General features: G+C 28.4%; 16 protein-coding genes and 1 other RNA gene. 9 read left to right on the top strand and 8 right to left on the bottom strand.

Annotation, left to right across the window (positions count from 1 at the left end):
* Positions 1 to 114: 114 nt before the first annotated feature.
* The 4 genes from ACH5BF_RS07100 to ACH5BF_RS07085 all read right to left on the bottom strand — a co-directional run bounded on the left by ACH5BF_RS07100 (position 115) and on the right by ACH5BF_RS07085 (position 1,901).
* Positions 115 to 381: a hypothetical protein gene (locus ACH5BF_RS07100; protein ID WP_423273518.1), complete on the bottom strand. Its 267-nt coding sequence runs from the start codon at positions 379 to 381 to the stop codon at positions 115 to 117.
* Between the two features lie 67 nt (positions 382 to 448).
* Positions 449 to 865: a DUF3293 domain-containing protein gene (locus ACH5BF_RS07095; protein ID WP_423273517.1), complete on the bottom strand. Its 417-nt coding sequence runs from the start codon at positions 863 to 865 to the stop codon at positions 449 to 451.
* 6 nt (positions 866 to 871) lie between these two features.
* Positions 872 to 1,204, bottom strand: coding sequence for a hypothetical protein (locus tag ACH5BF_RS07090; RefSeq protein ID WP_423273516.1), 333 nt, complete (start codon positions 1,202 to 1,204; stop codon positions 872 to 874).
* A 160-nt stretch (positions 1,205 to 1,364) separates the two neighbouring features.
* Positions 1,365 to 1,901: a nuclease-related domain-containing protein gene (locus ACH5BF_RS07085; RefSeq protein ID WP_423273515.1), complete on the bottom strand. Its 537-nt coding sequence runs from the start codon at positions 1,899 to 1,901 to the stop codon at positions 1,365 to 1,367.
* A 144-nt stretch (positions 1,902 to 2,045) separates the two neighbouring features.
* Here ACH5BF_RS07085 and ACH5BF_RS07080 point away from each other — a divergent pair, with 144 nt between their 5' ends.
* A complete protein-coding gene (locus tag ACH5BF_RS07080) occupies positions 2,046 to 2,822 on the top strand; it encodes an NYN domain-containing protein (RefSeq protein WP_423273514.1) in 777 nt (258 codons plus the stop codon).
* Positions 2,823 to 2,860: 38 nt separating this feature from the next.
* Here ACH5BF_RS07080 and ssrA read toward each other — a convergent pair.
* Positions 2,861 to 3,258, bottom strand: a transfer-messenger RNA (tmRNA) gene (gene ssrA / locus ACH5BF_RS07075).
* Between the two features lie 138 nt (positions 3,259 to 3,396).
* Between ssrA and ACH5BF_RS07070 the strand changes: the two genes are divergently transcribed.
* The 5 genes from ACH5BF_RS07070 to ppk2 (ACH5BF_RS07050) all read left to right on the top strand — a co-directional run bounded on the left by ACH5BF_RS07070 (position 3,397) and on the right by ppk2 (ACH5BF_RS07050) (position 8,046).
* The gene (locus tag ACH5BF_RS07070) at positions 3,397 to 4,599 is read left to right on the top strand and encodes a saccharopine dehydrogenase family protein (protein ID WP_423273513.1); all 1,203 of its coding nucleotides are present in this window, start codon (positions 3,397 to 3,399) and stop codon (positions 4,597 to 4,599) included.
* Between the two features lie 85 nt (positions 4,600 to 4,684).
* The gene (gene rd, locus ACH5BF_RS07065) at positions 4,685 to 4,849 is read left to right on the top strand and encodes a rubredoxin (protein WP_423273512.1); all 165 of its coding nucleotides are present in this window, start codon (positions 4,685 to 4,687) and stop codon (positions 4,847 to 4,849) included.
* Entirely contained in the window at positions 4,839 to 5,981 is a 1,143-nt protein-coding gene (nspC, locus tag ACH5BF_RS07060; protein WP_423273511.1) for a carboxynorspermidine decarboxylase, read from the top strand. The genes rd and nspC overlap by 11 nt, the downstream gene beginning before the upstream one ends.
* 16 nt (positions 5,982 to 5,997) lie before the next feature.
* Positions 5,998 to 6,924 (top strand): polyphosphate kinase 2, encoded by a 927-nt coding sequence (gene ppk2 / locus ACH5BF_RS07055; protein ID WP_423273510.1) that lies wholly within the window; start codon positions 5,998 to 6,000, stop codon positions 6,922 to 6,924.
* Entirely contained in the window at positions 6,925 to 8,046 is a 1,122-nt protein-coding gene (gene ppk2 / locus ACH5BF_RS07050) for a polyphosphate kinase 2 (protein ID WP_423273509.1), read from the top strand. It begins immediately after the preceding gene.
* Positions 8,047 to 8,057: 11 nt separating this feature from the next.
* Here the strand turns inward: ppk2 (ACH5BF_RS07050) and ACH5BF_RS07045 are convergent, their stop codons facing one another.
* Positions 8,058 to 9,722, bottom strand: coding sequence for a VWA domain-containing protein (locus ACH5BF_RS07045; protein ID WP_423273508.1), 1,665 nt, complete (start codon positions 9,720 to 9,722; stop codon positions 8,058 to 8,060).
* 89 nt (positions 9,723 to 9,811) lie between these two features.
* Here ACH5BF_RS07045 and tig point away from each other — a divergent pair, with 89 nt between their 5' ends.
* Genes tig through def form a run of 3 tightly spaced genes read left to right on the top strand, consistent with a single transcriptional unit; the run spans position 9,812 to position 12,248 of the window.
* Positions 9,812 to 11,113, top strand: coding sequence for a trigger factor (gene tig, locus ACH5BF_RS07040; protein ID WP_423273507.1), 1,302 nt, complete (start codon positions 9,812 to 9,814; stop codon positions 11,111 to 11,113).
* A 17-nt stretch (positions 11,114 to 11,130) separates the two neighbouring features.
* Positions 11,131 to 11,715 (top strand): ATP-dependent Clp endopeptidase proteolytic subunit ClpP, encoded by a 585-nt coding sequence (clpP, locus tag ACH5BF_RS07035; RefSeq protein ID WP_423273506.1) that lies wholly within the window; start codon positions 11,131 to 11,133, stop codon positions 11,713 to 11,715.
* Between the two features lie 11 nt (positions 11,716 to 11,726).
* Entirely contained in the window at positions 11,727 to 12,248 is a 522-nt protein-coding gene (def, locus tag ACH5BF_RS07030) for a peptide deformylase (RefSeq protein ID WP_423273505.1), read from the top strand.
* Between the two features lie 30 nt (positions 12,249 to 12,278).
* Here the strand turns inward: def and ACH5BF_RS07025 are convergent, their stop codons facing one another.
* Together ACH5BF_RS07025 and ACH5BF_RS07020 are read right to left on the bottom strand one after the other, a co-directional pair.
* Positions 12,279 to 12,647: a hypothetical protein gene (locus tag ACH5BF_RS07025; RefSeq protein ID WP_423273504.1), complete on the bottom strand. Its 369-nt coding sequence runs from the start codon at positions 12,645 to 12,647 to the stop codon at positions 12,279 to 12,281.
* Positions 12,648 to 12,771: 124 nt separating this feature from the next.
* Positions 12,772 to 13,050: PAS domain-containing protein (locus ACH5BF_RS07020; protein WP_423273503.1), on the bottom strand; the 279-nt coding region annotated here is incomplete at its 5' end.

The raw sequence follows: 13,050 nt of genomic DNA, 5'->3' as shown, positions 1-13,050 counted from the left end.
TGGAAAACTTATATCTTATGTTAAGTTCTATTGCAGTTTTTGGTTTAGTTTCTTTAATGTTTGTATATTATTATGACAGAAAGAAGTCATCTTAAAAAATAGAAGTTTAAACTTCTATTTTTTCTTTATTGCATCTTTTGATTTATTAAAACAAAACATTCCCATTTTTTCATTTGTAAATGTCATAATACAAGTGCTTCCTGGATCACTAAGTGGTGTAAACTCATAAACTCTTACATTATAACCTTCTGTTTCGATATTATATTTAACATCTGGCTCAATATCTTTATTTGTCCAACTTTTTAGTTGAGACCAACTAAGGGCATATGCTGAATTAATAAAAGCTGTCAGTAAAAAAGCAGAAATTAGTATCTTTTTCATTTTATTTCCTTATTGTATTTTTGATTAGTATATATAATAAACTTTAATATTAGAATAAAAATAGTGTCTAATAGGTTTTTTCAATAATTGGAAGTTTTGAACTACACATATAGTAACCAATTTTTTTAGTTTGACAATGGTTATAAAATATTGCATACTGTTCATACTTTAATGCAAGTTTTATTGAGTTTTCAAAACTTATATTAAAAATTAAATAACCATCTTCACTATGATCATCTAAGTAGCCTCTAGCATCCAAAAACTCAAGTTTCTTAGACTCTATGTCTTTTCTAAATAATATATGCCTATCTTGATTTTTAATACAAGATAGAAGTTCATTTTGAGGATTAAATGCAGTAATAACGGCAAAATCTTTTTTGAATAAAGAGTTGTTTTTCACTTTATTGAAATCTTTTAGTGAAAAAGTAAAATTATCATCTATCTCATAGTAGTTTTCAAAATAAATCTTTTCGTAGTTATCCAAGATAAATCACTCTTTTATTGTTTCAATATCTACAAGTTCAATACCAATAGAATCTTTTCTATTTAATTTTCTTGTGTTTGCATCTTCTTCTGCAAGACTAACTAAATCAGCAAAGTCATCTTTTCTTGCTTCAAATTGATATAACTCTTTTTGTGTTTCTATTTTTAGTTTACATTCACTATTTTTTATATTTAATCCAATATTCCTAATGCCTTTTGCAAATTCACTTTTAATTGTCTTTGCAACTTTTTCATTAGCAAGTAACTGCTCTAAAGTAATTTCTAAATTGAAATCAGACTTGCATAGTATTTTGTAAGTAACCAAAATCTTACCTTCCATAAAATGAACCTTTTTATTGTTTTTTATATTTTAACAAAAAAATTTTGATTGTTTTGATTTTATTGCAATTTGTTATGTTTTGATTTTATATTATTAATATGTCTGATATTTGTTTTAACACCTTTGTCTAATCTATACTTCTTAACTTTGTTCATATGCTCTACTGCTCTACAACATCTTTTCTTGATAGTATAGGTTTATTAAAACTCTGAATATATAGAACTAAATTAGGTATAGTGCAAATATTATTTGGAAGTTTAGTTTTAAATTTACTATCACCTGTAAAAACAACTACATTTTTAAATATATTATTCATAGAAATATTTAAAGTTTCCTCTAAAAATTTTATATGCTTATAATTTTGATATAAAGGATTTTGAAATTTATTTTTCTTTTTATATATACTTTGAGTCCAAGTTTTTTGGTTTGTATTTCCAAAAATCCAACCTTTGTAGTTTTTTACTTCTATAACAAAAATTCCATAGATGGAAAATACTATAAGGTCAATTTGCGTTGTATCATCTTTTTTTTCTAGGGTTATATCTTGCATTATAAAATATTTTTCTTTATTTAATAAATTATTTAAAACTATATATACACTTTTTTCTCCAATAATTCCTTTTACTATTGGTGATTTAAATATAAATCCAATAATAACAATAAGTATAAATAGAATAATAAATTCAACTGATATCATATTTAACCTTTTGATATAAATAATTATTATATTATTATAAAGTTTAAATAAATACTTATATTTAGCCAAAAATTCAAAAAACATTTTACTTCAAATAGATTTTAGATAAAATCTAAACTATATAAATTTGAGGATATTTTATCAATGGGAAATAATCAACAAAAAAATATTGCAATGTTTATTGATTGTGATAACGTTAGTGCAAAATATATAGATAGTATTTTTAAAGATCTATCTCAATATGGAAAAATCACTATAAGAAAAGCATATGGAGACTGGTCAAGTAGACATCTAAATGGTTGGGAAAATGTTTTATTAGACTATAGTATTCAACCTTATCAGCAGTTTGCATACACAAATAATAAAAATGCTTCAGATATTGCAATAGTAATTGATGTTATGGATTCAATATATACAAAAGATATTGATATAGTTGCTTTGATTACAAGTGATAGTGATTTTACTCCACTAGTTGCTAGGATATTATCTGATGCTAAAACTGTACTTGGATATGGAGAAGAAAAAACACCAGATGCATTAGTAAAAGCTTGTTCTCAATTTATCTATGTAGAGAAGTTTATTCAACTACAAGAAAAAGGTCAAGTACTTGATGATAAAAGTGAATATAAATATGATTTTAAAATTAGTTATAAAGGTAATGACTATGATGCAAAAAAAGATAAAAATCTAAAAAAGTCTCTTCTTGATGCAGTTGAACAAGTATCAGGTGATAATGGATGGGCTGATTTAAAAGATGTAGGTTTATATATCAGTCAAAATAGTTCTTTCTCACCAATTAACCATGGCTTTAATAAGCTAGGAGCTTTAATCAAATATCTTGAAATTTTTGAAGTTAGGTATATAAACGATAATTTAACTATGTTAGTAAAACCTAATAAAAAAGTTTTTGATAAATATTGAGAATAAAAGTTGATTTATAAAACTTTTATTTATTATTTTGGTGGAGATGTCCGGGATCGAACCGGAGTCTTAAAACATCTACTCTTGACGTCTACATGCTTAGTGAGGTTGAAAAGTTTCACTTTCTAGCAGCTCAACCTGCAAGGCAACTAAAAAGCTAAGATCTAAGGATGTCCCAAAGAAATTCGATCAATCTCTCTTTGGTAATCTATCTGGGTGAATCCACTATATTCTGCATAGATAGAATCTACAGAGTGAACCTCCGAAAGCTCAACCCGAAGGGAGCTTATTATAAGTTGTTAAACTTACGCAGCTTTAGCGTAAGCTGGAGCGTAATTTGTATTGTTTGCGTCTAAAAAAAATGAGCCGCGTAACGGCATGCTCAGGCCGACATGCAATCAAGCCTCAATGCTCTAATCGAAGCCATATCATCCCCATAAAAAAATGTGTGAAATCATATCGTAATTTTCTTAAAATATAGTATAAAATAAATTAATTAAAATCAAATTTAAAATTCAATTGTTATTTACTAAAAAAAGTTTATAATATCGCATATATTAATTTGGAGAAAAAAATGGATAAAAAAGGTATTTTAATCATCGGTGCAGGTGGAGTAAGTAGAGTGGCTACTGTAAAGTGTGCTATGAATATTGATACATTTGAGAAAATCACTTTAGCATCAAGAACAGTTTCTAAGTGTGATGCTATAGCTGCTGATATAAAAAAGAATCAAGGTGTTGATATTGATACTGCGTCTGTAGATGCTGATAATATTCCTGAACTAGTTGAATTAATTAAAAAAGTAAATCCAAAAGTGGTGCTAAATGTTGCACTTCCTTATCAAGACTTAACAATCATGGATGCTTGTACTGAGTGTGGAGTTGATTATGTAGATACTGCTAACTATGAACACCCAGATGAAGCAAAGTTTGAATACAAAGAACAATGGGCAAGAAATGAGCAATTTGAAAAAGCTGGAATTAAAGCTTTATTAGGTTCAGGATTTGACCCAGGTGTAACAGGTGTATTTTGTGCATATGCTCAACAAAACTTATTTGATGAAATAAACTATATTGATATTATGGATTGTAATGCAGGTGACCATGGATATCCATTTGCTACAAACTTTAACCCAGAAATTAACTTAAGAGAAGTGTCTGCAAATGGTAGATACTGGGAAAATGGTGAATGGGTAGAGACTAAACCTTTAGAAATTAGAGTTGACCATGATTATCCAGAAGTTGGAGTAAAACCTTCATACCTTTTATACCATGAAGAGTTAGAATCACTATCTAAAAATATTAAAGGTTTAAAAAGAATTAGATTCTTTATGACATTTGGAGATTCTTATATTCAACACATGAACTGTTTACAAAATGTTGGTATGTTAGGTATTGAACCAGTTATGCACAAAGGTGTAGAAATCACTCCAATAGAGTTTTTAACTACACTATTACCAGATCCAGCTTCATTAGGACCAAGAACTGTTGGTAAAACAAATATTGGTTGTATTATAGAAGGTTACAAAGACGGACAAAAGAAAAAAGTTTATATTTACAATGTATGTGACCATCAAGAGTGTTATAAAGAAACAGGAGCACAAGCAGTTTCTTATACTACAGGAGTTCCTGCAATGATTGGAACAAAGATGCTTTATAAAGGTATCTGGGATGGTAAAGGTGTATTTAATATTGAAGAGTTTGATGCTAAACCATTTATGGATGAGTTAATGACTCAAGGTTTACCTTGGAAAATATTAGATTTACCAACAGAGTAAAATAATAAAAATAAGTGCTTTATTTAAGTACTTTATTATTTAAAGTAGTTGTATAATAGTTTATATCAAATATAAAGGATATAAAATGCAAAAATATATTTGTACAGTATGTGACTATGTATATGACCCAGAAAAAGGTGATCCTGATAGTGGGATTGAACCAGGTACAGCATTTGAGGATATTCCTGAAGATTGGGAATGTCCTGATTGTGGCGTAGGTAAAGAGGATTTTGAACCACTTGAAGAATAATAACCTTATTAAAAATGAAGAGCTTCCAAGCCCAGCTTTTGTTTGTGAAGAAGCATTACTAATTAAAAATTTAGAAACACTAAAAAGAGTACAGGATGAAGCAGAAGTAAATATACTTCTTGCTTTAAAAGGATTTGCACTTTTTAGTACTTTTGATATTTGTAGAAAATATTTAAAAGGATGTTGTGCTTCAGGATTACATGAAGCAATTCTTGCAAAAGAAGAGTTTGGTGGAGAAGTTCATACTTATTCTCCTGCTTTTAAAGATGAAGAGTTTGATGAGATTGTATCTTTATCAAATCATGTAGTTTTTAACTCTTTTTCTCAATTAAAAAGATTTAAAGAAAAAGCAATAGGAAAAACATCATTAGGACTTAGAGTAAATCCTGAATACTCATCTGTTGAGGTTGATTTATATAACCCTTGCGCACCATTTTCAAGACTTGGTATTACTAAAGCAAATTTCCAAGAAGATGAATTAGAAGGGATTGATGGGTTACACTTTCATGCACTTTGTGAACAAAATGTTGATGTTTTAGAAGGTGCTTTAGCAAATTTTGAGAAAAATTTTGGTGAATTCCTTCCTTCTATGAAATGGGTAAATTTTGGAGGTGGTCATCATATCACTAGAGTTGATTATGATGTAGATAGATTAATTGAAGTTTTAAAAAGCTTCAAAAAAAGATATCCTCATTTAGAAGTATATTTAGAACCAGGTGAAGCAGTTGGTTGGCAAACTGGATACCTAAGTGCAACAGTATTAGATATTGTTGATAATGGAATGAAAATAGCCATCTTAGATACATCTGCTGAAGCACATATGCCTGATACATTAGCAATGCCATATAGACCTGATGTTAGAAATAGTGGTCTTGCAAATGAAAAAAAATATACTTATAGATTTGCTGGTAATACTTGTTTGGCTGGTGATGTAATAGGGGATTACTCTTTTGATGATGAGTTAAAAGTAGGGGATAGAATTATTTTAGAAGATATGATTCATTATACTATGGTAAAAACTACTACATTTAATGGAATTAAGTTACCATCTATAGTATTAAAAAAGAACAATGATTGTTACCAAGTTGTAAACAATTTTGGATATAATGACTATAAAATGAGACTATCATGATTTAAAAAGGTGGATAATGGGGCAAGAAAGAGATATCATTAACGAAGAATTCAAAGACATGGATGAGATTGATACACATGATGATATAAAACATGACTATGTAAATAAAAATAGAAAAAGAACTGAACTTAGACAAAAAGGTAAAAAAGTTCAAATCTGGGTAAAGAAAGAGACTTTAGAGTATGAAAGAGAACTTACTTCTTTACAGATTGAACTTTTAAAACTTCAAAATCATGTAAAAGATAAAGGATTAAAACTTTTAATGATTTTTGAAGGAAGAGATGCTGCTGGAAAAGGTGGTACTATCAAAAGAATTACTGAGCATTTAAATCCAAGGGGAGCAAGAGTTGTTGCTCTTGAAAAACCTAGTGATATTGAAAAGACTCAGTGGTATTTCCAAAGATATACAAAACATCTTCCAAGTGCAGGAGAAATAGTTTTATTTGATAGGTCTTGGTATAACAGAGCAGGTGTTGAACCTGTTATGGGATTCTGTTCTACAGAAGAACATCATGAGTTTTTAAGAGAAGTTCCTGAGTTTGAAAAAATGTTAGTAAAATCAGGAATTATTCTAATGAAATTTTATTTTTCAGTGTCAAAAAAAGAACAAGCTAGAAGATTCAAAAAAAGAGAAGTTGACCCATTAAAACAGTACAAACTTTCACCAGTTGATAAAGAATCACAAAATCTATGGGATAAATATACAGTAGCTAAGTTTTCAATGCTTATGGCTTCAAACTCTGAACATGCACCATGGACAGTAATTAGAAGTGATAATAAAAAGAAAGCTAGATTAAATTGTATAAAACATATTTTATCTAATATTGAATACCCAAATAAAGTTCATGAAGTTATTGAAAATATAGATAACGAAGTTTTAATTGATGGTACTAAAGAGATAGAAATTATGGAACAAGAAAATAAGTTTGCAAAGGCCCAATAGATGAATTTAAGTGATTTTGAAAAGACAAATTATAGTGGATTATATATATCTAAAGCAACACATCCAATTTTTGGAAAAAAGTATATTGCTAGATTTCAATTTGAAAGAAAAAGATATGTAAAAGTATTAGGTTATACAAAAAAGGATAATCTTACTAAAAAAGCAGCATTAGAACTTATGAAGAGTTTTAAAGAGTCTATTGTTGTAAAAAAAGCGAAGGAAGAGACAAATAAAGTGACTGCTCAAACAAACACACATGTAAATGAAGAGTTAGAAAAACTTAGAAAAGAGAATGAAGAGCTGATAAATGTGCTAGGTGATTATAAAAAAATTCATCCAGAAACATTGGCTTATGGTATTCAAAAAATTTATGATTTAGAAGAGTTAAAAAAATACCAAATCGAACTTATTAAACTTCAAAACTATCTTGAAAAAGAGAATAAAAGAATGATTATTCTTTTTGAAGGTAGAGATGCTTCAGGTAAAGGTGGAGCAATCAGAAGAATCACAAGATATATGAATAATAAGCATTATAGAGTTGTAGCACTTGGTAAGCCAACTGAAACACAAAGAAACCAATGGTTCTTCCAAAGATATATTGAGCATTTCCCAACAGGTGGAGAAATGGTTTTATTTGATAGATCTTGGTATAACAGAGCTATGGTTGAACCTATTTTTGGATTTTGTACAAAAGAAGAACATGAGATTTTTATGGAAGATGTTGTTAATTTTGAACAAGATCTAGTAAGACAAGGAATGATTTTAATCAAACTTTATTTCTCTGTATCAAAAGAAGAACAAAAAAGAAGATTTGATAGAAGAATCAATGACCCACTAAGACAATGGAAATTCTCAGAAGTTGATATGCAAGCACAAGATTTATGGGATGAGTTCTCTGAGAAAAAATATGAAATGCTAAGAAGAACTACTTCAAGATCTGCTCCATGGCATATAGTAAGAAGTGATGACAAGCACAAAGCAAGACTTGAAGCAATGAAAGTTATTTTAAATTCTGTTGACTATGATGGAAGAAACTACTCATTAGACTTTGAGCCAAATGAAGAAGTAAATATCTCTGTTCAAAGAGAATTACTTCAAATGAGAAAATCTAAAAACTATTAAGTTTTTAGATTTTACCAAGCTGTTTTTGTTTCATAATTGTTTTTACTAGGTACTTTTTGTAAAAATATTTTTTTATTTTGATTCTCTAATTTTTTAAGCCATTTATCTTCTTCTTGTTTAGAAATGTGCTCTTTATTATCTAGTTTCTTTTCATTTGGTTTTTGTTTGTTTTCTTTATTTTTGTCTTGACTATTTTTATGTTCTTTTTTAGATTTTTCTAATTTAGATTCATTGTTATTAGGATTTTCTTTATTTTCATTTTTTTCATGATTTTTATCTTTTTGTTTTTGCCGATTTAAATATTTTTTTATTGTTTCTAAATTCTCTTTTGTTTCTTTGTCATTTTTAATTTTCAAGGCATCTTCATAACTTTGTATTGCTTCTTTATATTGATTATTATTAGCATAGGCATTTCCAAGATTATGCAGTTTATTAAATTTTAAATTTCTATCATCTGTTTTAACATTTTTATATCTTTTAATAGCTTCTTTAAACTTTTTTTGTTTATACAAACTATTTGCTATATTGTACTCTTTTTCATTACTATGCTTAATTTCATTAAAGTTATCAAATGCTTTTTCATACTCCTTATTTTTATAAGCTTTTTCTCCTTCATCAATGTACTTAAAATCAAAGATAGAAGCTTTTATATCTTCTTGTATAAATAATAAAATGAATAAAACAAAAAAACTATTAGCGCTAGTTTTAACTTTTCTTATTTTAGGTACAGAAGAAAAAGCAATCAGCAGTAAAAGAATACTTAATGCCAAAGGATAATAAAATAGTTCAGTGTATGTTTTATGTTTTTTTGATTTAAACTCTTTATTTGAAAATGAACTAGTGATTTCATTTTTAATCTTTTTTATATCTTGATTATCCAATGTAAAGTTTATATATCCAGCATTTGTATTTAATGATAACTCTTTTATTCTCTCATTTAAAGCTACGGTTACAACCTCATTTTTATCATTTGTTAAATATTCATTGTTTTTCAATTTTATTGCAGTTGGCTTTTTTGTAGCAGTTGCAATAGTAAATACTTTTATATTATTTTGCTTTGCAAGATTGATTTCATCATTAAAGTTTTCTTTATTGGCACCATCTGTAAGAAGAATTATATTTTTATTTTCATACTCTTTTAAAAGTTTATTACTTGCTTCAATTGTATTATAAATATTTGTGCCATTATTAAAATTGATTGAATAATCAAGATTATTTACAAGATCTTTCAATGATTCTAAATCTTGAGTTAAAGGTGATAAGATAAAAGCATCTTTTGCAAAAACTATAACACCTATTGCGAATTCTTTATACTCATTAATCAAGTTTATGGTTTTTTCTTTTGCAAAAGATAATCTGTTTGGAAATATATCATTTGCTAACATTGATTTTGAAACATCAATAGCAATAATGACAGAGTTTATTTTTTGATTTGTTTCTATATTTTTTTCATTTGTAACTGGTCTAGCAAGAGCAATAATCATAAAAATAAGTGAGATAAACATTATTATATTTCTTGATTTATTAGAAAAATATTGATTTAAAACAGATAGTTTATCTAGTATTTCTTTACTAAAATATTCACCAAATTTGTCACCTTTTTTCAGAATCAAAAAGAATAGAAAAAGACTTGGAATTAGCATAAAAAATAGCACATTTTCATATAAAAAACTCAAGTGGACTCCTTTAAAAAAGTATTTTATAAAAGCCTTAGTAATTTTTAGATAAAATCTTCGTTTAAATTATAACAATCGGAGTAAATTTAATGGAATTTAACGCACAAAGAGTTGACGACGCAAACGTAGTGATTTCTGCAAAAATTGAGAAAGCAACTATTGAAACAAACTTAGACAATTTAGCTAAGCAAGCTGCAAAAACTATGGATATCCAAGGTTTTAGAAAGGGAAAAGTTCCTGTAGCAGTAGTAAAACAAAGATATGCTGACAAATTAGTAGAAGATGCTGAAGGTGAAGCATTAAGAGCTGTATTAACTGACGGATTAAAAGAATTAGACGTTAAAAATGAAGATATGGTTGGTGAGCCTTCAATTTCTAAATTTGACAAAAACGAAGATGGTTCTATTGACGTAGAAGTAAAAGTAGCTGTTAAGCCAAATGTAGATTTAGGTGATTACAAAGCATTATTACCAGAAGTTGAGTCTAAAGAAGCATCTGATGAAGAAGTAACTTCAAGATTAGAAGAGATTGCTAAGCAATCAGCTCCATTAGAAAAAATCAAAAGAAAAAGAATGGTAAGAGAAGGTGACTTCGCTGTTATCGATTTTGAAGGTTTTGTTGATGGTGTAGCATTTGATGGTGGAAAAGCTGAAAAGTATACATTAGAAATTGGTTCTGGTTCTTTCATTCCAGGTTTTGAAGATCAAGTAATTGGTATGAAATATGAAGAAGATAAAGATATCGTTGTAACTTTCCCAGAAGAGTACCAATCTAAAGAATTAGCAGGTAAAGAAGCTACATTTAAAGTAACTTTACATGAAATTCAAGAAAAAACAGCTCCTGAATTAAATGATGAGTTAGCAGCTAAAATGTTACCACAAGAAGAGGGTGCAACTTTAGAAACTTTAAAAGAGAAAATCAAAGAGCAAATCACTAACGAAGCAAAAGCTAAATACTACAGAGAAGAGTTAAAGCCAGCTTACTTAGAAAAATTAGTTGAAACTTTAGATTTCGCTTTACCAGCAACTGTAGTTGACCAAGAAGTAAACTATGCGTTAAATAACAAAATCAGAACTTTAAGCGAAGATGAAATCAAAGGATTACAAGAAGACGCTTCTAAAGTTGAAAGTATGAGAGATGAGTTAAAAGAAGATGCTCAAAACTCTGTAAAAGCTACATTCATTGTAGATGCATTAGCTAAAGCTGAAGAAGTAGAAGTATCTGATCAAGAAGTTACTCAAGTATTATACTTTGAAGCAATGCAAATGGGACAAAACCCACAAGAAGTATTAAAACAATACGAAGAAGCAGGTTACCTACCAGCTATTAAAATGTCTATGATTGAAGAGAGAGTTATCTCTAAATTATTAGATGAAAAATTAGGTAAATAATTAACTAGGATAGATAAATGAGCTATATACCATACGTAGTTGAGAAAAGTGGAAGAGGTGAGAGAAGTTACGACATCTACTCAAGACTTCTTAAAGATAGAATTATTATGTTAAGCGGTGAGATTAATGACCAAGTAGCTTCTACTGTTGTTGCACAGCTTTTATTCTTAGAAGCTGAAGATCCAGATAAAGACATCTATCTTTACATCAACTCTCCAGGTGGAGTGATTACAAGTGGTATGTCTATTTATGATACTATGAATTATATAAAACCAGATGTTTGTACTATTTGTATTGGTCAAGCAGCATCTATGGGTGCATTTTTATTATCTTCTGGAGTTAAAGGTAAGAGATATTCTCTTCCAAACTCTAGAATAATGATTCACCAACCATTAGGTGGAGCTCAAGGGCAAGCAACTGATATTCAGATTCAAGCTAAAGAGATTCAAAGAATGAAAGATACTTTAAATGCTATGATTGCTGAGCAAACAGGTCAAGATATCGAAACAATTGAAAGAGATACTGACAGAGATAACTTTATGAGTGCTAATGAAGCAAAAGAGTATGGTTTAGTTGACCAAGTTATTTCAAAACACAAATAGAGATTTATATAATGATTAGAGAAGTTATTACTTATCCAAATAAATTACTTCGAACAAAATCTAAAGATGTGGAGAACTTCGATGAAGAACTTCACACTCTTTTAGATGATATGTATGAAACAATGATTGACCAAAATGGAGTTGGACTTGCTGCAATTCAAGTTGCTATTCCTTTAAATATACTTATTATTAATCTACCTGATGAGAATGATATTCAAAATAAAGAAGAGTTAATTGAGGCAATTAATCCTGTAATTACTCATAAAGATGGAGAACAAGTTTTTACAGAAGGATGTTTAAGTGTTCCTGGTTTTCATGAGGATGTAAAAAGGGCTGAGCATATTATAGTAGAATATTATGATAGGTTTGGACAAAAACAAACAATGGAAGCTGAAGGTTTTCTAGCTGTTGCATGGCAACATGAGATGGAACATTTAGAAGGTCATTTATTTATTGAAAATTTATCATTCTTAAAAAGAAAGAAATTCGAAAAAGAATGGAAGAAGAAGTTAAAAGAAAAAGGAAAAAGTTAATAAACTTTTCCGCTCTTTTTCTTTTATTTATTAAAATTTACTTATTAAATTGTAAATCATAGTTACAATTAAGCCATTTCCTAAAAGCCAAATCCCCCAAAATAAATATCTTTCGTAGTTTGTAAAAAATAGATTTTTGTATCTTAAAGGTATTGTATATATAGCTAGTGCTATAAATAAAGCAACTGCAATATAAAAAGCTGTTTGATTTACTGCTGAGAATAGTACAATTAGAAATGATGTAAAAGGAACAAAAATTGATAGGGCAAAATATTTGCTATACTCTTTTCTTTTTTTATTACCTTCAAAATATTTTACTGTATGGCCACAATTCGGACAAATAGTTCCAATTCTTGATAGTATTTGATGTTCACATACAGGACAGTTTATTAAGTCCATAAACTTACTCCATAATAAATTTTTTCTTATTATACCTATTATAGATAAATTAAATATTTATAGAGTTTTTAGAAGAGATTTTATTTAAAGGTAGTTTAGTTTTGAAGCTTTTAAGAAAGAAAGATTATCTTCCTTCTTCCTTATTCCAAATAGCATAAAGTTCTTCAGCCTCAGCTATTTCTTTAGGACTAGCTTTTCTTCTACAAGACATGTAACCTCTTGAACCATCACATGACTCAAATGGATATACTGTTGCATATACCCAATAAAACCCTCCTGATTTTGTGGCATTTTTTACATACCCTGTCCATATCTCACCTTTTTGCACTGTATCCCATAATGATTTAAATGCTTTTCTTGGCATATCTGGATGTCTTACCATACTATGTGGTTGTCCTAACAA

The organism is Arcobacter pernae (assembly GCF_049472135.1).
Lineage (GTDB): Bacteria > Campylobacterota > Campylobacteria > Campylobacterales > Arcobacteraceae > Arcobacter_B.
The sequence above is the reverse complement of the archived record's forward strand: the minus strand, read 5'-3'. Positions and strand labels throughout refer to the sequence as shown.